This window comes from Neorhizobium petrolearium (assembly GCF_017873175.1).
GTDB lineage: Bacteria > Pseudomonadota > Alphaproteobacteria > Rhizobiales > Rhizobiaceae > Neorhizobium > Neorhizobium petrolearium.
The window spans coordinates 223850-246327 of sequence record NZ_JAGGJW010000001.1; the positions used below are offsets into that span (position 1 = coordinate 223850).

Genomic DNA, 22478 nt, shown 5'->3' on the forward strand with positions numbered 1-22478 from the left:
GGACCTCCCGGTCCCGGCGGCTTCTTTCTTCTCGGTCTCGCATGTGGGCCTCCATGATCCCCTGGTCAGGCCCGGGGATGACTGTGTAACGCCCCGACATTCGCACCTTGGAACCTCTTCCCGCCACGGGAAAACCAGGCCGGATTTCCCGGCGTCGGGCATGGATTTGTCTTGAGATTCTGACCTCTTGGGAGGCAACCACGATGGACGCATTTCTGATCCGCCTGAAGGCCGCGCAGTTCGATCTGATCGAAGCCTGCGGCGGTATCGACCGCGCCGGAGACAAGGCCGGATACGGCAAGAGCACGGTGGGCCGCTGGAACGATCGCTACGACCCAAGCCTGATGCCGCTCACCGCCATCGCCAAGCTGGAGGCCGATTGCGGCCAGCCTTTTGTCACCGAGGTCATGGCCTCGGTCACCGGGCGCCGACTCACCGATCCGGAAGCCCGTCCGGACTGCAGCGCCGACATCCTCGTCGCCCATGCGCATGTCAGGGTGAGCGAAGCCTCGCTTGGGCTTGCCGTGGCCGAAGCGATCGCCGACGGGCAGGTGACACCTGCCGAGGCCGCGGAGATCGATCGCGAGGCGGCGGCGCTCGACCGTGCCACCGACACCCTGCGCGCCAAGATCGCCTCCATTCGCGCCCGCCACGGCGAAAAATCCGGCCTCAAGATCGTCGGAGGCGACGCGCCATGACCACGCGGACCATGGAGCCGATCGGCGGCGCTGCAATCGCCTTCCTGCGCCGCGTCTCGATCGAGGGACAGGGCAGCCTCTATGCGGAAGACTCCAAGGAGGTTCGGCACGGCGCGACCTGCGCCAAGCGCGGTTACCTGCAACGCGACCAGATGGACGGGGCGCTGTTCCACATCACGGGCGAGGGCCGGGCCTATCTCGAAAAGCTCGCGAGGGCGCACTGATGGGTTATCACGTGCCAAAACCCTTCACCGTTCCCGGCCCACGTGCCCTGGCGATCGTTCGCTCGGCGGTCGAGGCCGGCTCGTTCGACGACGGTAAGAAGCAGCCCGACAGGACCGCCGCCACAAAATGCAACGCCTACGGCTATCTCGACCGGGACCGGAAGCAGGCGTCCCTCTGGTTTCCAACCGAAAAGGCCCGGCAGATGCTCGCCTGGCTGGAAAGCCAGTTGCAGGACGGCCCGGCGGTTGCGCCTTCGGTTCCGGCTGTTTCCGCGGATCATGCCCTCGACGAGCGCTTCGATGCCTCCGGCCTCGTCGCCACGGTGGAGCGGGCACGCGCGCTGCTCGACGAGGGCGACGTGATCCGGGCGCGGATCGTGGCGGCGGGCGCCTATGCGCAGGCGAAGACGGAAGCGGCGTTCGCGGAAAAGTTCGGTGCGACGGAAGCTCTCTGCGCCAAGGCCCGCCGCCTGCAGGGCGACGCGCTGCTGATCGAAACCCGCGCCAAGATGGCGATCGCCTCCGAATGGGATGCGGCACAGGCGGCGGGGCTCGTCTCCAGGGGTGGCAGGCCGAAAGCCGTTTCCGATGGGAACGGGTTAACCCATGAAGACACCGGGCTTTCCCGCAAGGAAATCCTTGAGGCGCGACGGCTGGCGGATGCCGAACGCGGTGCGCCGGGTATCGTCGAACGTGCAATCGCCGCACGCCTCGCGGCAGGGTTGGAGCCGAGCAAGGCGAACCTGCGGGCGGCGGTCGGGACAGCTTCGGCGACCAAGGAGGAGCGGGGCAACAACCTCTACCAGACGCCGCCGGAGGCGATGCACACGCTCTTGGCGCTGGAGCAGTTCAAGCTCTGGGTTCTGGAGCCCGCCTGCGGCAAGGGCGCGATCTCGCGCCATCTGGAGGCGGAAGGGTTTGGCGTCATCCTTTCCGACCTCGTCGACTACGGCACGGCCGATCAGGAAGGCGTGGTCCAGGATGTCTGCGATTTCCTGCTTACCGAGCGCAACGAAGCCGAACCGGACATCATCACCAATCCGCCCTATGGCGAGGTGCTGAACGCCTTCGTGGCGCATGCGCTCAAGGTGCACCGGCCGCAAAAGATGGCGCTGCTGCTGAACCTCAATTTCCTCGCCGGGTTCGACGATCCCGACCGCAACTTCGCGATGGACGAAAACCCGCCGGCGCGTATCCACGTGTTCAAGCGGCGGTTGCCGATGATGCACCGGGAAGGCTGGGACGGCAACGAAGCATCCAGCCGCATGAATACCGCCTGGTTCGTGTGGGAACTGCAGCCGGACGGCACCTATGGCGGCCAGACGGTGATCAGCCGCGTCGACTGGAAGGATTACCTGCCGGCGGACGCGGCGGAAAGCGAGGCGGCATGAACGCGCTGCCTCCGCTCACCGACCGGGAAAGGGAAAGGCTGAAGCTCGAAAAGTTGCGCGGCATTGCCGACCGGCTGACGGGCGACCAGTGGAACATGGAGGCCGACGAGGACGGCATTCATATCTTCGCGCTGCGTTCGACCGGCGAAGAAGTGAAGATCCTCACCATGCACCACGAGGCGTTGCCCGACGAACAGGAACTCGTCGCCGGTGCGCTCGATCACCTGTTTTTCTTCCTCGGCTTCGTGGGCCGCGCGGTCCAGCGGGTCAGGGAACTGCAGGCGCAACTCGACGGGCTCATCGGCAAGAAGCGGGCAGAGAACTTCGGTTTCCAGGCAAAGCATCTCTGCGAGAACCGCAGGTTCTGGGGCTTTCTCGAAAGCCGCGGGATCGACGGGCTGATCAATTCGCCGCTTTCCGCCGAAACGCGCATGAAAGGCATGCTCGGCATCTCCTCCAAAGCGGAACTCAATTCCGACGAGGCGGCGCGCAAGCGCTTTCTCACGCTGCGGGCCGATTTCTATCGCTGGCAGAGGGAGGGCGGACGGTGACGATCGGTTCCCACCAGCGCACGGTTGGCAAAAGCCAGACGCATCTGACGCCGCCTTTCATCATCCACCGTCTCGGGCCATTCGACCTCGATCCATGCGCGGCACTGGGCCAGCCGTGGGCAACAGCGGCGCGGCATTTCACCATCGAGGATGACGGGCTTTCGCAGCCATGGAATGGCCGGGTCTGGCTGAATCCGCCGTTCGACCGCTATCAGGTCGGCCGGTGGATCGAAAAGCTTGCCGAGCACGGCGACGGCATATGCCTCGTGCATGCCCGCACCGAGGCCGACTGGTTCCGGCCGATCTGGGAGCGCGCGGACGCGATCCTATTTCTGGCGGACAGGTTGCATTTCCACACGATTGACGGTGCGCGCCAGCCCGCGAATTCCGGAGCGCCCGTGGTTCTCGCCGCCTTCGGCAAGGCCAATGCCGTGCGCCTCGCCTGCTGCGGGCTTCCAGGCTTCCGGGTCACGGAAAATCTCAGGGTCGGCGGCTGCCGGAGCCTTCGGGAAGTGGAGCTTTCACATGAGTGAGCGGATCTTTCCCGAACAGAGAATCGAGGCTGGCGGCGTTACCGCTGTCGCCTATCGCATCGAATGCTCGTCTTGCGAGGCCGTGGGGTTCTATCCGCAAAAACGGCTTGGCATACGCCGTCCGCCGCATGCGATCACCGAACATTTCCGCGGAATGAAATGGAGTGTCGGCAGCGGTGCCCGCAAGGACCTCTGCCCCGAATGCGCCCGCCGCAGGAAGCCCAAAAAGGAGAAGGTTATGGCCGATATGACCGCTGCGGCAAAACCGCAGGCGGACAATCCGCGTGCGGAAAAGCCACGCGAGATGACCCGCGACGACCGCCGCATCATCAACGACAAGCTCGACGAGGTCTATGGCAAGGATTGCTACAAGTCGCCCTGGTGCGACGCGACGGTGGCGAAAGATTTGGGCGTGCCGCGCGACTGGGTGGCACAGGTGCGCGACCAGTTCTTCGGCCCGGAGGGGTCCAATCCGCTGTTCGACGAATACCTGACGGCACGGGATCGGCTTGACCAGCAGTTCGATGCCGTGACGACCGCATATGCGGGAATCGCCAAGGCATTCGAGGAATACAGCAAAGCCTTTTCGCAGTTGCGCGAAGACATTGGCGCTGTCCGGCTGCTCGGTCGCCGCATCGAACGGGAGCTGGGCCGGTGACCGACCGTCTGCTGCGGCCCGACATTTCCGATTGCGAGACGGACCAGGAGGCGGCCGCCTGGCTGCTGGCCTGCCCGCTGGGGACGCTTGCGGCCGAGGAAGCCTTCATCCGCCGCTATCTGCGGCTCACCGGGTTCCGCGAGGGGCTTTGCTACCTCGACACCATGCTTTCCGTGCTTCGCGAGGACCGGCGCGAGGACGGCAATCTCATGAACTTCATGGCATTCGCAACCGCCAACGGGCGCCTATGGCGCGTGGCGGACGGCCTGCCGCCACGCTGAGAGGGGATCACCATGAACATGCATGCGGGAACGCTGTTCGGCGATGCCAGCACCGACGATCTGTTGCGGGACTATGGCAGCTTGCCGCCGATGATCGTCGACAGTTTCGCGGGCGGCGGCGGGGCATCGACGGGGATCGAGATGGCGCTTGGCCGATCTCCTGACATTGCCGTGAACCATAACCCGGCGGCGCTGGCGCTGCATGCCGCCAACCACCCGCAGACGCTGCACCTTTCCGAAAACGTCTGGAAGGTCGATCCGCTCGACTATCTCGCCGGGCGGCATATTGGACTGATGCACTTCTCCCCTGATTGCAAACACTTCTCGAAGGCCAAGGGCGGAAAGCCGGTGGAACGGAATATCCGCGATCTTTGCTGGATCATCCCCGGCTGGGTCGAGCGCATTCAGAAAAGCGGCGGCAAGATCGACGTCATCACTATGGAGAATGTCGAGGAGTTCAAGGATTACGGGCCGCTGATCGAGACGGATCGCGGCCTGATGCCCGATCCGGAGCGCAAGGGCGAGACCTTCCAGAAGTGGTGCAAGCAGCTTCGGCGGCTCGGCGGCAGGATCGAGCATCGCGAACTGCGTGCGTGCGATTACGGCGCGCCGACGATCCGCAAGCGGTTGTTCATGGTGATCCGCTTCGACGGGAAAAAGATCGTCTGGCCCGAACCGACGCACGGCGCGCCGGACGATCCCGACGTGATCGCCGGGCGGAAACAACCGTGGCGGACAGCGGCCGAGATCATCGACTGGTCACTGCCATGCCCATCGATCTTCGATTCGAGTGAGGAGATCTCCGCGAAACACGGGTTGCGCGCCGTTCGCCCGCTCGCCGATAACACCATGGCCCGCGTGGCGCGCGGCATGAAGCGATATGTGCTGGATGCGGAAAGGCCCTTCATCGTCAACCTGACGCACGGAGGCCGGTTGGAAAGCGCGGATGAGCCGTTCAACACCATTACCGCGGCGCATCGTGGCGAGAAGGCGGTAATCGCTCCCGCCATCACTCGGTTCAATACGGGCGCGACCGGCCAAGATCTGCGCGAGCCGCTCTCGACGATCACGGCGAACAGTTACATCAAGAAACCTGGCGGCGCTGCCCCCCTCGGGTTGATCGCACCGCACCTGATGACGATGCGCAATTCTGGCAAGCCCTTCAACGGGGCAGACGAGCCGACGCATACGATCACCGCAGGCGGCGCGGGCTTGTCGGTCGTGGCTCCGGTGCTGACCCATGCACAGCAGGGCGGCGCAGTGCGCAGTGTCGAGCAGCCGCATCACACGATCACGGCCAGCAAGAAAGACCAGAACTCGGTCATCATACCGACGCTTGTCGGCTGCGGCGGACGGGCCGGACAGAGCCGTCCGCGTGGCGGTGACGAGCCTCTTGCGACCATGACCGCCAAGGCGGATGTGTGCTCTGCCGTGGCTTTCATCGCGCAGCATAACAACGACAGCAGGCGTGATGGAGGCGTCAATCCGGGCCGTGCGGCAGAAGAGCCGGTATCGACCGTGACGGCGACGGGCGCACAGCAGGGCGTCATCAGCGCCTTCGTGTCCCGCCAGTTCGGCGCATCCGTGGGGCATGCCGCCGATGAGCCTTCCGCAACGGTGACGGCTGGCGTCAACAAATCGGCGCTCGTCGCACCTTACATGCAGAAATACTACGGCACCGGAGACGGTTCGCGGCATGACGAGCCATGTCATACCGTGACGGTCAACGACCGTTTCGGACATGTCGAAGCCGGCATTTCCGTTCCTCCATTCACGCCCGACCAGATTGCCCGCGCGCGCCAGGTGGCCGATTTCCTGCGCTCTCACGGCTTCTGGGACGAGCGGGAGATCGTGACGCTCAATATCTGCGGCGAGACCTATGTCATCGTCGATATCGGCATGCGCATGCTCACGCCGCGCGAATTGTTCAATGCGCAAGGCTTCCCGCCGGATTACGTCATCGACGGCGTCTGGGCGGAGCCATCCATCGGCCACAATGGAGGGCCGATCTGGGTGCCGTTCCCGAAATCCGTTCAGGTGAGTTGTTGCGGAAATTCCGTCTCTCCCTATCCCTATGCCGCGCTCGTCGCGGCCAATTGCGGGCACCTCGCCGTGCAGCGTGAGGCGGCATGAGTCACGAAGCGACCATGTGGGCGGTCAAGATCCGGGGGATTTCCTGCACGGAAGCCCGCGTGCTCTGGCACCTCGCCGACTGCCACAACCCGATCTACGGGTGCTATCCGAAGCAGGATTACCTTGCAGACGCCTGCGAGATCGACGAGCGCTCCGTGCGGCGCTCGCTCGCTTCTCTGCGCGACAAGGGGCTGATCAACTGGACCGAGGCGCGTGAGGGCAAGAACCGCAAGGCGAACCGCTACAGCCTCGCTTTCGAGCCCGGGTTCCGACGCGCCGAGCCTGAGGGAATACCCGAAAATCAACCGGACAATTTGTCCGGTTCAACCGATGCGTCAACCGGACAGGATTGCACCCTTGAACCGGACTCTGGTGGCGCTTTGAACCGGACTCCTGAGTCCTCTATAGAACCTGTAAGGGAACCAGTAATAGAACCCGTAAATTCGAGAGAGGGCGCGCGCGAGCCTGACGGGGAAGATCGCAAGGCGATCGAACGGGCCTTCTGGCGGACGATCAAGGATTGGCCGGGTTTCGCCGGCATGCCGAAGGAACAGGCGAAGCGCGAATGGTTCAACCTGACGGCGGATGAGCGGGAGCGGGCCGAACGGCGGCGCGACGCCTGGTTCGCGATGCTGAAGGCGCAGCGCAAGAGCCATGTGCCGGCGCCGTCCACCTATTTCCGGGAAAAGCTCTTCGACGACGTGGCGGAGCCGAAGCCGGAAGCCGCAGCGCCGCAGATGCACAACGCCATGAGCCGGCCGTGGATGGCCCTTCTGCTCTCGGAAGTCTCCAAGCCCATGGCGACCGCATGGCCGGCGCTCACCTCGTTCCAGCAGATGCAGATGCGCGATGCCGACAAGGCACGGGAAATCGAGCGAGAGCGGCGAGCGAAATACGGCTGGCCGAAGGCTGCCGCGATGGCGGCGGACATGAAACCGTCGCTGGTGCCGGCGCACCTGCTGCCGCATTCGGAAGGATTTTCGGCTGTGCATCGGGACAGCGGGACCGCCGCACGCTGGCAGGCGATGTTCGAACGGCATGGCTGGCCATGGCCTTCGACGAAATTCGACTGGCTCTACCTGCCGCCGGGTGAGCCCGAGGATGCGATGGCGGAATTCCGGATGCGACTGAACGAGGGCAAGGGCAATGATGATGCGGCATAGGATCACGATGATGCACAAAGGGGTCAAACTGGACGTGACGCGAGGCCTGGAGAAGATTGCCCGCAACAGGCGTGAGATGGAAGAGGAGGAAGCGAATCGGAGCGCCGCTTGCGTCGACCGTGTCTATGCGATGCTGTGGGAGGCTCGCTGGTACTGCCTGCAGATCAAAAAAGACTGCGAATCGTCTGTGGAAAACGCACTTCGCGCCTCACGAATTGAAGCATTCATGCCGCGTGAATTGGTGGTCGAGGTTCGTCGCGGACGCAAGGTTGAGCGTGTCATACCATGCTTTCCGGGCTATATGCTGGTGCGGATCGTGCCTTCCGCCGCAGCGTTTCTCGGGCTGAAAAGCCATGAAAATGTCGTCGATATCGTCGGTGGGAACACCGGATCGTATCACGTGATACGGGATGCGGATGTTGATGTTTTCAGGCGATTTTATCAGCAGGAGGAAACACCCCGCATCGCAGTCGACAAGACGATGAAGGACGGCGACCGCGCGGATATCGTCATGGGGCCGTTTGCCGGGTTCATGTGTGTCGTCACCTCGGTGAAGTGGTGCAGGCAGGCGAAAGCCAGCGTGCGGATCGACGTGCAGGGGCGTGCCTTCGACCTCGCAAGCATCCCTCTTGCCTTTCTGAAGAAGCTGTGAGAGTCGTATAGGCATTGGACACGTAGGAATGTCTCACCGTCATTATCGCCCGACTTGATCGGACCAGACGACGCCGGATCGGCGTCACGGAACAGGGCCTCCTACCCCAGCCCCGACAGCCTCGCAGGAGAGGCGACGATTCAGGGCCAGTGCTACTGCTATGACCAGATGAATGACAAGGCGGCCGAGAGGTCGCCTTTGTCGTATCCATGGGTATGAAGCGCGCGAAGCAGTTCAGGCCGGCAGGTGCTCCGACACGGCAAGAGCAGAAGCGTCAGGCGGACAGGTGGAGAGGCAGTGCCAGTGACCGCGGTTACACGTGGCGATGGTCTAAGGCTAGCAAGACGCACCTCTCTCGCTCGCCGATCTGCATAGGATGCGAGGCTGTCGGCCTCGTCGTGCCAGCCACGCTCGTCGATCACGTCGAACCTCATGAAGGTGATCAGGTCAAGTTCTGGGACACCAGCATGTGGCAGTCGTCGTGCGATTGGCACCACAACAGCGTGAAACAGCAGCTTGAGGCCATGTGGCGATCCGGTCGCATACCCGTAACCGAGCTTTGGTTGAACAGCGAGACCGCAAAGCGCCTCACCATGGGCATGTTGCCCGGTCTCGGTGCCTGATGCCGGGGGGTGGGTCAAAAGTCCAGACACCCCCCTTCCTGACCGGCGGCCTCACGTAAAAAAAGGGGGCGCGTTATTTTTGACGGATAACTTTTTTTCTGGGACCGGTGAGAACTGACCATGGGACGGCGAAAGGATGACCCGCTGCTGCAGGCGGCAAAAGGGTTCCCCGGGCGCCGGAAAAAGGCGGTCGAGAAGGAAATCGAGCACGCTGCGGAGGCTGCCGCCGCCATGCAGGCGACGCCGGACGATCCGTTTCCGCTTCCGGAACTGTTCACCAAGGCGCCGACCTATTGGGCGCTGGCGATCAAAGTCTGGAAGGAACAGTCGGAAGTGCTCAGAGCAGCAGGCCGGCGCCGCCCAGGCTATCGCCACGCCCTTGCCCGCTACTGCATCTGGACGCAATTCTATGTTTCGGCAGCCGACCAACTCCGGCGCGATCTTCCCAGAGGCGGGGCCTCGATCAAGGTGAAGAAGGGCGACGGCGAAACAGTCATCCGGCAACATCCGAATATCGATTTCATGGCACGGTGCGAAACGGCGCTGCGCCTCCTCGATGCCGAGTTCGGTTTCACACCGCTCCGCGACCAGGACATCGTCCGCGTCGAATCCTTCAACCGAGCGCAAGGCAAATTGCCTCTCGGCGGCACCCATCCCGACCAATCTCACAGATCGCCATCGCCCGGCGAGCCGACCGAAGACCCGATGGATCTCATGAATGGGGCAGATAGCCCACCGCCAGGTGTCCGACCAAACTGAGGAGGTGAACACGGCGGCACCGCTGCCGGCATGGCTCGCCGATGTGGCGGACGATCCGGCCTATGAGTGGGCACTATCAGGTTGGAACCGGGCCGCTGCGGTGCCGGGGGCATGGTTCGACCATGCCAAGGCCGACAAGGTAGTTGCCGCGTGGCCGCGCATCTTCCGGCTGACGAATGACCGGTTCAAGGGCATCCCCTTCCGGCTGGTCAAGTGGCAGGAAATCACGGTTCGCCTGCTGGTCGGCTGGAAAAAGCCGATCGAGGTCATCGATCCGGCCACGCACAAACCGGCGATCGAGCATGTCAGGGTTTTCCGTCGGCTCGATCTCTGGATCCCGCGCAAGAACGGGAAATCGGAATTCCTTGCGGCGCTCGCCGTCCTGTTCTTCGTGCTGGAGAAGATCCATGGCGCCGAGGCTTACGTCTTCGGCCGCAATGAGGATCAGGGCCGCGTTCCGTTCGGCAAGATGCAGGACATCATCCGAGAGGCGGATGGCCTGATGGAGGATGCGAAGGGAAACGAGAGGATTTCCCTTCACGACAAGTCGATTTTCCTCAGGGAAACGACGTCGCTCTGCCAGCTCCTCACCGGAGCACCGGACGGAAAACACGGACGTTCGCCGACCGTCATCGTCGGCGACGAGATCCACGAATGGAAGACCCGCGATCTCGCTGACACTCTGCGGCAAGGAACTGGCGCCAGGCTGCAGCCGATCGAGCTCTACGCCTCGACATCCGGTCGGAAGCAGAACCGTACCGGCTTCGAATGGTTCGAAGAGTCCATAGCGATCATGCGTGGCGAGATCGACGATCCCGCCACGCTGGTCGTCTTCTTCGGTATCGACGAGGATGACGACTGGACCGACGAAACGGTCTGGAGAAAAGCAAATCCAAGCCTCGGCCTGACACCGACACTCGATTACCTTCGTACCGAGTTCAAGAAAGCCAAGGGGCGGCCGGCACAGGAAGCAATCTTCCAGTGCTACCATCTCAATCGCTGGGTGGACCAGCTCTCCGGCTGGATACCGCGCACCAAATGGGCGGCCTGCACGATCGATGCGAAGTCCTGGCCGGCGCTTTGGAACCAGCACAAGGGGCGAAAGGCATTTCTCGCTTGCGACGTATCCTCGACCAGGGACCTTACCGCGCTGGTCGTCGTCATTCCTCCGGACAATAGCTGTGAACGCTGGGTGATCATCCCGCTCTTCTGGGTGCCGGAAGCAACGCTTGATGAGCGGGCGGAGCAGGATCGGCGGGTGGACTGGAAAAAGTGGGTGTCCAGCGGTGCGCTGCGCACCACGCCCGGCGATTCGGTGGACCAGTCGTTTGTGCAGGAGGCCATCAAGGATGCCTGCGCGCATTTCGACGTTCAGGCGTTCGGCTTCGACCCCTGGAACGCGCGTAAATTGGCCGGCGATCTGCAGCATGACGGCATGGATGCGGAATTGCAGGTGGAGATGCGGCAGGGGCATCAGACGCTTTCAGGCCCGACCAAGGAACTTGAGCGCCTCGTCTTCGCCGGCAAGGTCGAGCACGGCGGACATCCGGTTCTGGCGTGGATGTTCGGACACTGCACGGTGCGCTTCGACGCGAACCTGAACTATGTGCCGGACAAGAAGAACTCGCTCGACAAGATCGACGGCGCCGTAGCGTCAGTCATGGGCGTCGGGCTGGCGATGGGTGGCGAGGAAGACGGCATGGACGGCTACTTCAAAAGTCTGGCGGGGGCAGCGTGAACATTCTTCGCAAAATGGCGAACCTCATCATTCGTCCTCTGACGCTTCGGCAGACGGATGTCTGGTATCCAGACGGTTTGAAGGGGGATTCCGGTGAGGTTGTCAGCGGAGAGACGGTGCTTGGCCTGTCAGCGGTCTGGGCGTGCGTCAATCTGCTGGCCGGGACGATCGGTAGTCTACCATTGATGGTTTACCGCACCAATGCGTCCGGAGAACGGGAAGTTGCCAAAGCGCACGCGCTATACCGCATCCTTCACGATAGCCCGAACTATGACCAGACGGCCGTAGACTTCTGGGAGTTCCTCAGCGCCTCACTGGAGTTGTGGGGTAATGCATATGCGAAGATCGAGCGCAATGGCGATCGGGTCATTGCGCTCCGGCCGCTGACCCCGAGTCTCATGTCAGTACGGCGATTGCCAACCGGGCCGCTTGAATATCGTTGGACGCAGGACGGAAAATCCTATGTCGAGACGGATAGCGTCGTTCTTCATATCCGAGGCTTTGGCGGCGATCCGCTTGGTGGGATGTCGACCCTGCAATTTGGTCGAAACGCTTTTGGTCTGGCGCGCGCCATCGATCGATCCGCGGGTGCTACGTTCAGAAACGGTCTTAGGCCGTCGTTCCAGATCGTTTTCGAAAAGTGGCTAACGAAGGAACAGCGCGCACTGGCCGAGACCGAACTTGCCGAAAAGTATCTCGGTGCGGTCAATTCCGGCCGTCCTTATATCGCAGAAGGTGGCGCGAAGCTGGAACAGCTTTCGCTAAATCCTGAAGACGCACAGATGCTGCAGTCGCGCGGCTTTTCCGTCGAAGAGATTTGCAGGTTCTTCGGTGTCCCTCCGTTCATGATTGGCCATACCGAGAAATCGACGAGCTGGGGTACCGGTATTGAGCAACAAACGCTTGGATTTCAGAAGTTCACGTTGCGGCGTCGCCTCAAACGTATCGAGCAGGCGCTTGAAAAGCAGCTTCTCACGCCCTCCGATCGCGCAAACGGCATCACGATCGAATTCAACCTGGAAGGCCTGTTGCGGGCAGATAGCCAAGGTCGGGCGCGGTTTTACCAGGCCATGACCGGAATCGGCGCGATGACCATCAACGAGGTACGCGCGCTCGAAAACTTGCCAAGGGTCGACGGTGGCGACGTGCCGCGCATGCAGATGCAGAATGTGCCGATCGTCGAGATCGACCGTGACGCATTGCGGGAAATAATCGCCGAGAACGGGGACAGCTGAGATGAAGACCAAAGGTTTCGAGCTGCAAGTCAAAGACCTGTCGGAAGAGGGCATCTTCGAAGGTTACGGGTCTGTGTTCAGTGTCCGTGACAGCTACAACGAAAGCGTTGAGCCTGGGGCATTCGTGGCCAGCCTTGCAAAACATCGTCGTGAAGGGACAATGCCACTGATGCTGTGGCAGCATGATCCATGGACGCCCATCGGCGTCTGGGAAGAGCTTGCCGAAGACGGAAAGGGATTGTGGGTCAAAGGGCGCCTCCTGTCCGGCGTCCAGAAGTCCGACGAGGTTCGCATCATGTTGAAGAACAAGGCGATCCGCGGGCTCTCCATCGGATATCGAGAGGTCGACACCAAGCCAGCCGAAAACGGCGGCCCGCGCAAGTTGGTTGAAGTCGACCTGCTGGAGGTGTCGATCGTTTCATTCCCCGCCAATCGTCGGGCGAATGTGGAGACCGTCAAATCGGAGCGCATGGACGAATTCGCCCGCCGGCTGCGTGATGGCGACCCCATGCCCATCAAGGATTTCGAGGACATCCTGCGTGAGGCAGGGGTTCCGAAAAGCATGGCCGTTGCGATCGCCTCGCACGGCTATGCAAAGGCCATTCGGAGTGATTCCGAGGGCGAGAAGACGAACGATCAGGCCCTGCGCTTCCTGCAGATGTTGAAGGCAGACTGAAACCCCTCAAACACTCCGGAAAGGTATTCCAATGAAAAACCATCGCTTCATTGCGGCGAGTGGCATCGCCATGCTCGTGGCGGGCATGAGCTATTCCCGCTTCGCGCCCCGCATTGTCTTCGACAAGCCGAACGATCAGGGCGTCGACATCAATGTTCTCGCGACGCAGATCAAGACCGAGCACAAGCAGGCCGTCGATGCCGTCAAGGCGATCGCCGAAGAAGCGCTCGGCAAGGCAAAGTCTGGCGAGGAACTGGCCTCATCGCTCATGCGGCAATGCCGCATCACGATAGACGAAGGTGACGATGTAGCCCTCCCCGAAGTGACGGCGCTGCTGGAGGGCTATATCGGTGCAGCGGTAACCCATCTCGAAGGGTGGAACGGCACGTTGGGCGGCGTGGTCGTGATCGGCGAGCAGGTCTGGAAACAGGAGTTCGATGCGTTTTCGCAGTGCTTGAAGCTTCCTCTGTCGCCTGTCGCTTCGATCGAAAGCGTCACTTGGCGCAACAGCGCCGGGCAAATCTCGACGATTTCCGCTTCCGAATACACCCTCAAAACGGATGCGGCCGGCGTCAGCGCCTGCCGCTTCCGGAACAGTTACAGCTTTCCGTCCGATCTTTACGAGATCGCCTCGATCGCCGTGACATACAAGGCTGGATATTCGCCCATTCCAACGGACATCAGGCAGGCTATCCTTCTGCTCGTCGGAGCCTGGTATGAAAACCGTGAGGAGACCGTGATCGGGGTTCCCGTCGCCTCTCTGCCCGTTTCAGCGGCGGTCGAAACACTGATTTTTCCTTATCGCCGGAACATCATCTGACATGCGTGCCGGGAAGCTCGACAAGCGGTTGACGATCGTGCGGTTTGTGGAGACCGGCCGCGACGGGGCGAACCAGCCGATCTACGGATGGTCTGATGTCGCAACCTTATGGGCGCAGGCGCGGCCGGTGCGCGGCGAAGAGCGGTTCCAGGCGCAGCAGCTCGCCGGGACCGAAGTGATGACGTTTCATATCCGCTATCGTGCCGATCTGACTGTCAAGGATCGCATCCGCTTCAAGGGCAAGGAGTGGGACATCACCGCCGTGCGCGAGATCGGGCGCGGCGTGGTGAGCGAATTCGATTGCCAGGCGAGGGCAGAGTGATGCGGCTGAAGGTCAGGGTCGAAGGGCTGAAGGAGCTTGACAAGGCGCTCGGCGCGTTGCCGAGGGCGACCGGAAAGAACGTGTCGCGCCGGGCATTGATGAAGGCGGGGCAGGTCATCGCCGACGCCGGCCGGGACAATGCGCCCGAAAAGGAAGGCCATCTGAAAGCGTCCTATGGTGTCGGAACGAAGCTTACGCGACGCCAGCGCCAGCAACACCGCAAGGAAAGCCCGGTGGAAGTATTCGCAGGCCCGAACGATCCGGCGGCCGTGCAAACCGAGTTTGGCAATGAGCATCAGGCGGCCGAGCCGCATCTTCGTCCGGCCTGGGACGCGAACAAGGACAAAGCGCTTGAGATCGTGAAGGACGAGCTGACGGCGGAAATCGCGAAAGCGGTAAGCCGCGCGGAGCGCAAGGCGGCGCGCGCAGCAGCCAGGCTGGCAAGGGGCAGGTAATCCATGGAAGAGGCCGTCACGGCTCTGCTCACCGCCGATGCGCGGGTGCGATACCTCATGGGCGATCGTATTCATTGGGGGCGCCTGCCGCAGAATGCGCAGGCCGGGCCATACGTGATCCTGCAGGTGATCAGCAGTCCGAACGATTACACGAATTCTGGGCGTAGCGGCCTAAAGCGAGCGCGCCTGCAGGTCGATGGTTACGCCGATCGCTTCCTTACCGCCCGTGACTGTGCCGATGCCATCACCGACGTTCTTGAAAAATTCCGGGGCACGCTTTCCGGAGTGACGTTTCAAGGCGGGTTCATTGCCGATACCCGCGATTTTCAGCCGGATGGCGCCGCCGGCAAGCAACTCTACCGGCGCTCCACCGACATCTTCCTCTGGGTATTCACATAAAGGATCACGATCATGTCAGACACCAAAGCCAGTATCGGCTATGGCATCACGTTTGAAATGGCGGATATCGCAACGCCGGACACAAGGGTCTATCTGGCGGAGGTGTTCGATGTCACGCCGCCGTCCGACACGACCGATTCGGTCGACGCCACCCACATGCAGAGCCCGAACCGGACGCGGGAGTTCATCGAAGGTCTCACCGATCCCGGCGAAGCGAGCTTCGAAATGAATTATGTGCCCGGTTCCGCTTCCGATCGCGCGCTTGAAGCGGCAAAAGGCAAGCGAAAGATCTGCTACATCACCTTTCCGAACGGCTGCCAGCTCAGTTTCGTGGGTATCCGGCAGGCCTACGAGAAAGCCGCGCCGACCGACGACAAGATGACGGCCACCGTGACGTTCAAGGTCTCGGGAGAACCGATCCTGTCTGATCCGGCCGCACCTCGGAACATTGCCGTTCCGACCATCAGCGGGACACCGAAGGTCGGGTCTCCACTTACCCTTGATCGCGGCATCTGGGCCGGAGCGGAGGAGTTTGAATACCAGTGGCAGGTGAACAATGTCGATGTCGTCGGCGCCACCGGGCTTTCCTATGTGCCGAAAACTGCAGATATCGGCTCTCCGGTAACTTGCGTCGTCACGGCCATCAACGCCGATTTCGATACCGATCTCGAAACCGCCGCGACCGCCAACGTCGCCGCGTAAAGGTGATCCATGACGAACACTGTACGCGGGATCGTGTCCCATGAGATCGACGGCGAAAGGCTGGACTTCTGCCTTTCGGCGAACGAATGGTGCGAGTTGGAGGACGAATTCGGCAAGAAGACCGACGAGATCCTGAAGGATTTCGGAACGATGGCCGAAAACGAGCAGCTCGACATGCGGCTGTTGCGGTCCATCTTCCGAGCCGCTGTTTCCTATTCGAAGCAGAACATCACGCTTCAGGAAGCCGGCGCGCTGATGCGTAGCCTCGGGCTCGTGGAGAGCGCGGCACTCATCGGGACCGTTATCGTCGCTTCCATGCCGGAGGTGAAGGCAGGCCCGGGAAAGCCGAAAAGGGCGGCGGCGCGTTAAGCTGGGCCGACCGCCTGGCCGCCTGGGTGGAGATCGGGCAGGACCCGGAAACCTTCTGGCGGCTTACCTTCCGCGAAATCGACATCATCATCCGCGGCGCGCAGGCCCGCCAGCGCAACCGCTTCAAGGCACTCGCCTGGCTTGCCTGGCACATCGCCTTCATGTCGCGCTACGCGCCGGACAAGGCGCGGACATTCTGGAAACTCGAAAAACTCGTCACGTGGAAATCTGTGGCTGACAAGCCGCGCGAGGCGAATTGGCAGGAACAGTTCGCCAAGGTTTCCGCCTGGGTCAAGGGACGCTCGAAACAATCATGAACGCTGTCATCGGCGCGCTGCGCGTCGTGCTGGGCCTCGACTCCGCCGCTCTCGAAAGCGGTGCGACGAAGGCCGAGGCGCGCATGAAGAAACTCGGCTCGTCGATCAAGACCGGGCTTGCCGTGGCCGCAGGTGCCGCCGCTGCGGCCGGTACGGCGATTGCGGCCGGCGTGCGCTCGGCGATCAACGAAGCCGACGAGATGTCGAAGGCGGCTGCAAAGATCGGTGTGCCGATCGAGGAACTGTCGCGCCTGAAATATGCCGCCGATCTCTCCGGCGTTTCCTTCGAAGGGCTTCAGACCTCGGTCGGCCGCCTGGCGAAGATGATGAACGAGGCCAAGAACGGCTCGAAATCGGCGCTCGACACGTTCTCGCAGCTCGGCATCGTCGCGACGAATGCGGACGGTTCCTTGAAATCGACGAGCCAGGTGCTTTCCGAGGTTGCCGATCGCTTTGCAGACATGCCGGAAGGGGCCGAAAAAACCGCGCTTGCCATGGAGCTGATGGGCAGGTCCGGCGCGAACATGATTCCGCTGCTGAATGGCGGATCGCAGGCGCTTCAGGATCTGATGAAGGAAGCCGACTCCTTCGGTACGGTGTTTACCCAGGAGATGGGATCGAACGCGGAGGCCTTCAACGACAACATCTCCAGGCTTCAGGGTGTGCTCGCCAACATTTCTGCCGCCGTCGCTACGAACCTCGTGCCTTATCTGGCGCAATTCTCCGATTGGCTGGTACAGGCTGTCGGGTATTTTCGCGGGCTTTCTCCGGAAATGCAGGGTTTCGTTTCAATCGCGGCGACCTTGACGGCCGGGATGGCGGCGTTGGCCGTGCCGCTCGGCGTGGTGGCGGCCGGGATCGCCGCGGTCGGGCTGCCGATCGCGGGCGTGGTGGCAGGTATCGGGCTCTTTGCAACCGCAGTCGTGGCGTTCTGGCCGCAGATCCAGCAGCTCGGCACGGCGATCAGCGAATTTCTGTCCGGCGCGTGGGCGAGCTTCATATCCGCCTGGGACGGGATATCAGCGAAGATCAATGCGGTGGGACCGGTCATCGAGGGGTTCGTCGCCGACCTGATCGCGGCTTTCGCGGCGCTTCCGGCCAAAATGCAGGAGATCGGCGGGCAGATCATCGAGGGTCTGTGGAACGGCATCAAGGCGAAGTGGGAGAGCGTCAAGCAGGGGATCTACGATATTGGGGATTCCATCAGCCAGAGCGTCCGCGATGCTCTCGGCATTCATTCGCCGTCGCAGGTCATGCACGATATCGGCCTCAACATCGTTCAGGGCCTGACAAACGGGATCAATACCAAGGGGCCGGAAGCGGTCGCGGCTGCGCAGAACGTGGTCGGCGGAATCAAGGGTGCATTCGATGGGATCGAGGATGTCGGCGCAGGCGTCGGCGACGGGATCTCCAATGCCTTCGGCAATGTCGGCTCCTCCATCGCAGACGCGATCAAAGGAACCAAGGATTGGCGCGACGTGATGGTGGATGCGCTGCGCTCGATCGGATCGAATGCAGTCTCCAGCCTCGGCCAGCTCATGGGCGGCGGAAGTGGTGGCGGTGGCTTTGGCGGTATCATCACCAGCCTCCTCGGAGGACTGTTCGGCTTTGCGAGTGGCGGCTCGTTTCAGGTGGGCGGTGCCGGCGGGATCGACAGTCAGCTGGTGGCATTCAAGGCGAGCCCGAACGAAACGGTGACCGTCACGAAGCCTGGTCAGCAGGGGGCAAGTGCGCGAGGGCCGCAGAAGGTGGACATCAACGTCAACGTTTCAGGTGCCCGCGGAAATCAGGAAATCCAAGACATGGTTTCCGCCGGGGTCCAGCAGGGATTGAGCCAGTATGACCGCGCTCTGCCTGGCAGGATCTCCGACATTACCGAACGGAACGGCGGCTGATCGTGGCGGTTCTTCTCGAATTTCCTGTCACGGCTCTGAAGGTCCGCAACCCTGCCATCGCGCCGGCCTACAACACGAGGCCGGGGCACGAAGCGACCAACGGCATGCGCCGCTCAACCGGGATGTCCGGCGCACAGTGGAAGATGAAGTTCGACGTTCTGGTGCATGACGAGGCGAGCGTGCGCACCATGCGAGCCTTTCTCTTCCAGATGGAGGCGGATTCCTCGCTGGTGCGGATCAGGATGCCGGATCGCTACGGGATCGACGGGCCGTTTTCGCTCGCGACGCAATCGGTCCGTGATCAATATCCGGACGGCATACCGTTTGCGACGGATGCGATGTACGCTACCGGTGTCGGCCATGCAGTGCCGACGCTCGAAACCTATTTTTCGGCGGATGCGGATCTCGGCGCGCGTGAGGTCTATGTGACCGAGACAGGCGAAATACCTGCCGGATGCGCCATTTCGATCGATGAATTCTGCTACGGGATCGGTGGATCGTGGATCGAGGACGGTCAGCAGCGCTTGCGCCTGTCTCCCGTTCTGCGCAAGCCGGCGTCTGCCGGCGCAACGATATCGCTCGCGCCTGTTTTCGTGGGGTTTTGTGTGACCGACAGCCCTGGCTACGAGGCGCTGGTGCAAGGCTGGTATGGCGAGCACACGCTTGAATTCATCGAGGACCTGACGCGGCTGGTGGAGAGCGTCGACTGATGCTTTCGGAAACGATCAGACGGGCGACGCGCGGGCATCGCGTGCATTGCGTGATCCTGGCCGAACTGCAGTTCGATTCCGGCACGATGTATGTCCACAATGAGGGAGGCATTCTCCGGTCGCGCGGATTCAATGGCCAGATCGAGGCGATCGACTGGAAAGGACTGCAGGGGCTCGCCACCGTCTCCGGACTTGGCGCGTCGAAGATCGGCGCGGCCCGGCAGGTGACCTGCACGCTCAATGTCGAGAATGCCCAGATCAAGGAGTGGTTTTTCGAACGCGAGCAGCGGGAGATTAAGGGGCGGCGATTCCGCTTCTGGCGTCAGTTCTATGATGCTGACCTGCAGCCGCTCGATCCGCGCGGGCACGTCTATACCGGTCTCGGCGACCGGCTGAAGATGAGCAAAAGCGGGCCTTCCTCGCGGCAGATCGTGCTGATGCTGGAGGACTATTTCGTGCGGCGCAGGCGGTCGGCCAATTCGATGGTAACCCACAGCGACCAGCAGCAGCGCGATCCCGGCTCCACCGGCTTCATTTATGTGCAGAAGATGGTCGACCAGACCCTGAACCTCTTCGATGCGCGAAACTGATCTTCTCGACCGCTACCTGGCGGAGGAAAAGGAAAAGTTCTTCCGCTGGGGCGAGGAGAACGGCGATTGCCTGCTTTTCCTGCTCGGCTGGGCTGAATTGGCGACGGGTGCCCGTGCAAGCCGTCCATGGCGTGGGGAATATGACGACCTTCAAGGCGCATGGTGGATGCTTGAGCGCTTCGGCGGCGCCATTGCCGCCGCCATTGACGTTCTCGGTCCGCCGCGGATGGGGAGCGATGGCCGCCGCGGCGATGTCGGCCTCCTAGCTGCAGACGGCTGGCACCTGGGAATGATCTGCACCGGATCGATGTGGGTTCTGAGAGCCGGAACACGTGGCGTGAAGTTCACCCGCCGCGCGCCAGATCTCTGCTGGGATTTAAGATTTACATGAGCTTCCACACTCGGATGCGGGATGCCCGATGGGGACTGACCTGCAGCACGTCAATCTATTCGCAGGCGGTGTTCCAGCCCCAGGCGATCGGGCTGGTGTTCATCAACCTCCTCAGTGCGACGGGGCTTCTCACGGGCGTCGTCGGTGCGATCGGGTTTACCGGACTGGGCGCGCTCGCGTTGGGTGTCGGCTACGCGGCGATTGCGGCCGGCGCCTATTTCCTGTCGCGGGCCCTGATGCCTGGTCAATCGAAGCCTGCGACGCCGCAGCCTTCCGACGTGCAATCCAACATTCGGCAGGAGATTTCGCCGCGGCGACGCATCTATTATCGGACGCTGACGGGCTCGGTCATCATCTTCGGCTTCAGGCGCGGCGAAAAGAGCTATCTGCTGCACTATGTCTGTGAAGGCCCGATCGAGGGTTTCGTGTCCTTCCGGCTCGACAAGAAGCCGGTGACGCTGGATGCCAACGGCTATGTGCAGGAAGCGCAATACCAGGTGGGCGGACGGTCGCGTGTGCGGATCCTCATCAAGACCGGCACGATGGCGGACGGTCCGTTCAACGAACTGATCGCGGCTTTCCCGGAACTCGACACACCGATGACGCCGTTCCGGCATCGCGGCTGCGCCATGGCGCTGCAAATCGTCGAGCAGGTTCCAGCGCAGCAGCTCCAGGACGTCTACCCGAACAACATGCCGACGCTGCAATTCGTCCTGGATGGATGGCGGGATGTCTACGATTCGCGCACCGGGACCTACGGTTATGGAGGCAATGCCGGGAACTGCCTGCTGACCGAAATCATGGACGTCTACGGCCTGACGCATGAGAGCACCGAAGACATCAATTTCGGCAGCTTTGCCGCCTTCGCCGATCACTGCGACGAGGACGTCGCACTGAAGGCAGGCGGAACGGAGAAGCGCTATCGCTGCGCCGGCGTGATCTATCTCGACAGCGAGAACGAAAAGCGTATCGCTTCGATTGCGACCATCTGCAATGCAGACGTCTATTTCGACACCGAGGGCCGGATCGCGGTACGGCCGAAGATGCGCTCCGTGCCGGCGATCGCGCTAAGGGCCAAAAACGGCGACCATCTGAGCCTCGACATGGAGGGCGGGCGGGCACTGCAAAAACTCTTCAACACGGCGAAGGTGACCTATGTGGAGCCGGCGCTGAACTACAAGGCAAACGAGGTCACATGGCGGGATCCTGATCTGATGGAAGAGGATGGCAAGGAATATTCCGAGCCGGTGAGCGCGCTTCTCTGCCCCTCGGCGACCCAGGCGCAGCGAATCGGCAAGCTCGCCGTCTATGAGGCAAACCCGGATTTCGCGGGGCAGCTCACCTCCGGGCCGCAGGCGCTCGACCTGATGGAAGACTACGTTTTTACACTCGACCTCAACCCGGAAGACGCTTTCGAGCGGGTGGCCTGCGCATCCGGCACAATCGAATACGACCAGCAGTCCATGGCCGTTTCCTCGCCTTTCGTTATCTTCCGCGAGGGGGCGAACGACTGGAATGCGACAATTGACGAACAGGACCAGGTGATCGTGCCGCCGGAGCTTGCGTCGAATGTCGATGACGTGGCGCTGAACGTAACGGCGACCGTCGAGTTGCAGGAGAATTCCGCACCTGTCCTGAAATTTGCCTGGACGGCGGCCGGCGGGGCTGACCTGCCGGACAGCTACAGCCAGCAAGTGCAGGTCTCCGCTGCGGATGCGGATGACTGGCACGACGCGACGGTGAACCAGGACCAGAACACGGCACTTTATGCCGCTGTTGCGGACGGCGGCGCTTACGACTGGCAGATACGAAATATCGCCAGCGGTAAGACCTTCGACTGGCAGGAATCGATCGTGCCGGTGACTGTGGTCGTCGACCCCACGCCGCCGCAGGCGCTCGTCGCCTTCTCTGCCTCCGATGGAACGGGGCAGTTCACCGCGAATTTCGGCACGACGAACGATGAACATCTGGCGACGGTGGCGATCTACCGTGTCCCGACCGGCGGCGTGCTCGACGAAGGCACGCATCAGGTGGGGCGTTATGCCGTTGCTCCTGGCATTTCATACGCCCTGCAAATCCTCTCGACGGCCGGGAATTTCGACATCTACGCAAGGCCGTTCAACCGATCGAACAAGCCGGGGCCGCTGTCCGGTCCTGACGGTGCAACCGTTTCCTAAACCTTTCCGGAGACCA

General features: G+C 62.1%; 27 protein-coding genes. All 27 read left to right on the forward strand.

From position 1 onward, the window contains the following. Positions 1 to 203 precede the first annotated feature (203 nt). The 27 genes from J2046_RS01180 (at position 204) to J2046_RS01310 (ending at position 22462) form a co-directional block, all read left to right on the forward strand. Entirely contained in the window at positions 204 to 698 is a 495-nt protein-coding gene (locus J2046_RS01180) for a hypothetical protein (RefSeq protein ID WP_210048211.1), read from the forward strand. Further along, positions 695 to 922, forward strand: a complete 228-nt coding sequence (locus J2046_RS01185) for a hypothetical protein (RefSeq protein ID WP_210048213.1) — start codon at positions 695 to 697, stop codon at positions 920 to 922. The genes J2046_RS01180 and J2046_RS01185 overlap by 4 nt, the downstream gene beginning before the upstream one ends. After that, on the forward strand, positions 922 to 2313 hold the full coding sequence (locus J2046_RS01190) for an SAM-dependent methyltransferase (protein WP_210048215.1): 1392 nt from the start codon (positions 922 to 924) through the stop codon (positions 2311 to 2313). The genes J2046_RS01185 and J2046_RS01190 overlap by 1 nt, the downstream gene beginning before the upstream one ends. Continuing rightward, positions 2310 to 2864 carry a hypothetical protein gene (locus J2046_RS01195; protein ID WP_210048217.1) on the forward strand — a complete coding sequence of 185 codons (555 nt, stop codon included), beginning with the start codon at positions 2310 to 2312 and terminating at the stop codon, positions 2862 to 2864. Before J2046_RS01190 ends, J2046_RS01195 begins: the two co-directional genes overlap by 4 nt. After that, positions 2861 to 3397: a DNA N-6-adenine-methyltransferase gene (locus tag J2046_RS01200; protein ID WP_210048220.1), complete on the forward strand. Its 537-nt coding sequence runs from the start codon at positions 2861 to 2863 to the stop codon at positions 3395 to 3397. The genes J2046_RS01195 and J2046_RS01200 overlap by 4 nt, the downstream gene beginning before the upstream one ends. Next, entirely contained in the window at positions 3390 to 4055 is a 666-nt protein-coding gene (locus tag J2046_RS01205; protein ID WP_210048222.1) for a hypothetical protein, read from the forward strand. The genes J2046_RS01200 and J2046_RS01205 overlap by 8 nt, the downstream gene beginning before the upstream one ends. Continuing rightward, entirely contained in the window at positions 4052 to 4336 is a 285-nt protein-coding gene (locus J2046_RS01210; RefSeq protein WP_210048231.1) for a hypothetical protein, read from the forward strand. The genes J2046_RS01205 and J2046_RS01210 overlap by 4 nt, the downstream gene beginning before the upstream one ends. Before the next feature lie 18 nt (positions 4337 to 4354). Beyond that, positions 4355 to 6469, forward strand: a complete 2115-nt coding sequence (locus J2046_RS01215) for a DNA cytosine methyltransferase (protein ID WP_210049713.1) — start codon at positions 4355 to 4357, stop codon at positions 6467 to 6469. Further along, positions 6466 to 7632 (forward strand): helix-turn-helix domain-containing protein, encoded by a 1167-nt coding sequence (locus J2046_RS01220; protein WP_210048233.1) that lies wholly within the window; start codon positions 6466 to 6468, stop codon positions 7630 to 7632. Before J2046_RS01215 ends, J2046_RS01220 begins: the two co-directional genes overlap by 4 nt. A gap of 76 nt (positions 7633 to 7708) precedes the next feature. Then, a complete protein-coding gene (gene nusG, locus J2046_RS01225; protein ID WP_233469461.1) occupies positions 7709 to 8284 on the forward strand; it encodes a transcription termination/antitermination protein NusG in 576 nt (191 codons plus the stop codon). A gap of 398 nt (positions 8285 to 8682) precedes the next feature. Further along, a complete protein-coding gene (locus J2046_RS33695; protein WP_233469462.1) occupies positions 8683 to 8907 on the forward strand; it encodes a hypothetical protein in 225 nt (74 codons plus the stop codon). Between the two features lie 120 nt (positions 8908 to 9027). After that, a complete protein-coding gene (locus tag J2046_RS01235; protein WP_210048237.1) occupies positions 9028 to 9666 on the forward strand; it encodes a P27 family phage terminase small subunit in 639 nt (212 codons plus the stop codon). Beyond that, complete coding sequence (locus J2046_RS01240) at positions 9626 to 11404, forward strand: terminase large subunit (protein WP_210048245.1); 1779 nt, start codon at positions 9626 to 9628, stop codon at positions 11402 to 11404. The genes J2046_RS01235 and J2046_RS01240 overlap by 41 nt, the downstream gene beginning before the upstream one ends. After that, the gene (locus J2046_RS01245; protein ID WP_210048248.1) at positions 11401 to 12639 is read left to right on the forward strand and encodes a phage portal protein; all 1239 of its coding nucleotides are present in this window, start codon (positions 11401 to 11403) and stop codon (positions 12637 to 12639) included. Before J2046_RS01240 ends, J2046_RS01245 begins: the two co-directional genes overlap by 4 nt. A 1-nt stretch (position 12640) precedes the next feature. After that, entirely contained in the window at positions 12641 to 13315 is a 675-nt protein-coding gene (locus tag J2046_RS01250) for an HK97 family phage prohead protease (RefSeq protein ID WP_210048250.1), read from the forward strand. 31 nt (positions 13316 to 13346) lie between these two features. Continuing rightward, positions 13347 to 14135 carry a head-tail connector protein gene (locus J2046_RS01255; RefSeq protein ID WP_210048252.1) on the forward strand — a complete coding sequence of 263 codons (789 nt, stop codon included), beginning with the start codon at positions 13347 to 13349 and terminating at the stop codon, positions 14133 to 14135. A gap of 1 nt (position 14136) precedes the next feature. After that, positions 14137 to 14457, forward strand: a complete 321-nt coding sequence (locus J2046_RS01260; protein WP_210048254.1) for a phage head closure protein — start codon at positions 14137 to 14139, stop codon at positions 14455 to 14457. Continuing rightward, the gene (locus tag J2046_RS01265; RefSeq protein ID WP_233469463.1) at positions 14457 to 14912 is read left to right on the forward strand and encodes an HK97-gp10 family putative phage morphogenesis protein; all 456 of its coding nucleotides are present in this window, start codon (positions 14457 to 14459) and stop codon (positions 14910 to 14912) included. Before J2046_RS01260 ends, J2046_RS01265 begins: the two co-directional genes overlap by 1 nt. A 3-nt stretch (positions 14913 to 14915) precedes the next feature. Then, entirely contained in the window at positions 14916 to 15311 is a 396-nt protein-coding gene (locus J2046_RS01270) for a DUF3168 domain-containing protein (RefSeq protein WP_210048258.1), read from the forward strand. Positions 15312 to 15323: 12 nt separating this feature from the next. Further along, positions 15324 to 16013: a phage tail tube protein gene (locus tag J2046_RS01275; protein WP_210048260.1), complete on the forward strand. Its 690-nt coding sequence runs from the start codon at positions 15324 to 15326 to the stop codon at positions 16011 to 16013. 9 nt (positions 16014 to 16022) lie between these two features. Next, complete coding sequence (locus tag J2046_RS01280; RefSeq protein ID WP_210048262.1) at positions 16023 to 16382, forward strand: hypothetical protein; 360 nt, start codon at positions 16023 to 16025, stop codon at positions 16380 to 16382. 26 nt (positions 16383 to 16408) lie between these two features. Then, positions 16409 to 16699: a hypothetical protein gene (locus J2046_RS01285; protein ID WP_210048263.1), complete on the forward strand. Its 291-nt coding sequence runs from the start codon at positions 16409 to 16411 to the stop codon at positions 16697 to 16699. Continuing rightward, entirely contained in the window at positions 16696 to 18594 is a 1899-nt protein-coding gene (locus tag J2046_RS01290; protein ID WP_210048265.1) for a phage tail tape measure protein, read from the forward strand. Before J2046_RS01285 ends, J2046_RS01290 begins: the two co-directional genes overlap by 4 nt. A gap of 2 nt (positions 18595 to 18596) precedes the next feature. Then, entirely contained in the window at positions 18597 to 19304 is a 708-nt protein-coding gene (locus J2046_RS01295; protein WP_210048273.1) for a hypothetical protein, read from the forward strand. After that, a complete protein-coding gene (locus J2046_RS01300; protein ID WP_210048275.1) occupies positions 19304 to 19894 on the forward strand; it encodes a hypothetical protein in 591 nt (196 codons plus the stop codon). The genes J2046_RS01295 and J2046_RS01300 overlap by 1 nt, the downstream gene beginning before the upstream one ends. Next, the gene (locus J2046_RS01305) at positions 19881 to 20285 is read left to right on the forward strand and encodes a DUF6950 family protein (RefSeq protein WP_210048283.1); all 405 of its coding nucleotides are present in this window, start codon (positions 19881 to 19883) and stop codon (positions 20283 to 20285) included. Before J2046_RS01300 ends, J2046_RS01305 begins: the two co-directional genes overlap by 14 nt. After that, the gene (locus J2046_RS01310; protein ID WP_210048285.1) at positions 20282 to 22462 is read left to right on the forward strand and encodes a phage tail protein; all 2181 of its coding nucleotides are present in this window, start codon (positions 20282 to 20284) and stop codon (positions 22460 to 22462) included. Before J2046_RS01305 ends, J2046_RS01310 begins: the two co-directional genes overlap by 4 nt. The last annotated feature ends 16 nt before the right edge of the window (positions 22463 to 22478 follow it).

Excerpts from the sequence above, each read along its gene's own strand:
- J2046_RS01215 (WP_210049713.1), top strand. The coding sequence starts at position 4,355 with ATGCATGCGGGAACGCTGTTCGGCGATGCCAGCACCGACGATCTGTTG.
- J2046_RS01180 (WP_210048211.1), top strand. The coding sequence starts at position 204 with ATGGACGCATTTCTGATCCGCCTGAAGGCCGCGCAGTTCGATCTGATC.
- nusG (WP_233469461.1), top strand. The coding sequence starts at position 7,709 with ATGGAAGAGGAGGAAGCGAATCGGAGCGCCGCTTGCGTCGACCGTGTC.
- J2046_RS01250 (WP_210048250.1), top strand. The coding sequence starts at position 12,641 with ATGAAGACCAAAGGTTTCGAGCTGCAAGTCAAAGACCTGTCGGAAGAG.
- J2046_RS01300 (WP_210048275.1), top strand. The coding sequence starts at position 19,304 with ATGCTTTCGGAAACGATCAGACGGGCGACGCGCGGGCATCGCGTGCAT.
- J2046_RS01235 (WP_210048237.1), top strand. The coding sequence starts at position 9,028 with ATGGGACGGCGAAAGGATGACCCGCTGCTGCAGGCGGCAAAAGGGTTC.
- J2046_RS01185 (WP_210048213.1), top strand. The coding sequence starts at position 695 with ATGACCACGCGGACCATGGAGCCGATCGGCGGCGCTGCAATCGCCTTC.
- J2046_RS01260 (WP_210048254.1), top strand. The coding sequence starts at position 14,137 with ATGCGTGCCGGGAAGCTCGACAAGCGGTTGACGATCGTGCGGTTTGTG.
- J2046_RS01290 (WP_210048265.1), top strand. The coding sequence starts at position 16,696 with ATGAACGCTGTCATCGGCGCGCTGCGCGTCGTGCTGGGCCTCGACTCC.
- J2046_RS01270 (WP_210048258.1), top strand. The coding sequence starts at position 14,916 with ATGGAAGAGGCCGTCACGGCTCTGCTCACCGCCGATGCGCGGGTGCGA.
- J2046_RS01220 (WP_210048233.1), top strand. The coding sequence starts at position 6,466 with ATGAGTCACGAAGCGACCATGTGGGCGGTCAAGATCCGGGGGATTTCC.
- J2046_RS01190 (WP_210048215.1), top strand. The coding sequence starts at position 922 with ATGGGTTATCACGTGCCAAAACCCTTCACCGTTCCCGGCCCACGTGCC.
- J2046_RS01265 (WP_233469463.1), top strand. The coding sequence starts at position 14,457 with ATGCGGCTGAAGGTCAGGGTCGAAGGGCTGAAGGAGCTTGACAAGGCG.
- J2046_RS01280 (WP_210048262.1), top strand. The coding sequence starts at position 16,023 with ATGACGAACACTGTACGCGGGATCGTGTCCCATGAGATCGACGGCGAA.
- J2046_RS01195 (WP_210048217.1), top strand. The coding sequence starts at position 2,310 with ATGAACGCGCTGCCTCCGCTCACCGACCGGGAAAGGGAAAGGCTGAAG.
- J2046_RS01310 (WP_210048285.1), top strand. The coding sequence starts at position 20,282 with ATGAGCTTCCACACTCGGATGCGGGATGCCCGATGGGGACTGACCTGC.
- J2046_RS01205 (WP_210048222.1), top strand. The coding sequence starts at position 3,390 with ATGAGTGAGCGGATCTTTCCCGAACAGAGAATCGAGGCTGGCGGCGTT.
- J2046_RS01305 (WP_210048283.1), top strand. The coding sequence starts at position 19,881 with ATGCGCGAAACTGATCTTCTCGACCGCTACCTGGCGGAGGAAAAGGAA.
- J2046_RS01275 (WP_210048260.1), top strand. The coding sequence starts at position 15,324 with ATGTCAGACACCAAAGCCAGTATCGGCTATGGCATCACGTTTGAAATG.
- J2046_RS01240 (WP_210048245.1), top strand. The coding sequence starts at position 9,626 with ATGGGGCAGATAGCCCACCGCCAGGTGTCCGACCAAACTGAGGAGGTG.
- J2046_RS01255 (WP_210048252.1), top strand. The coding sequence starts at position 13,347 with ATGAAAAACCATCGCTTCATTGCGGCGAGTGGCATCGCCATGCTCGTG.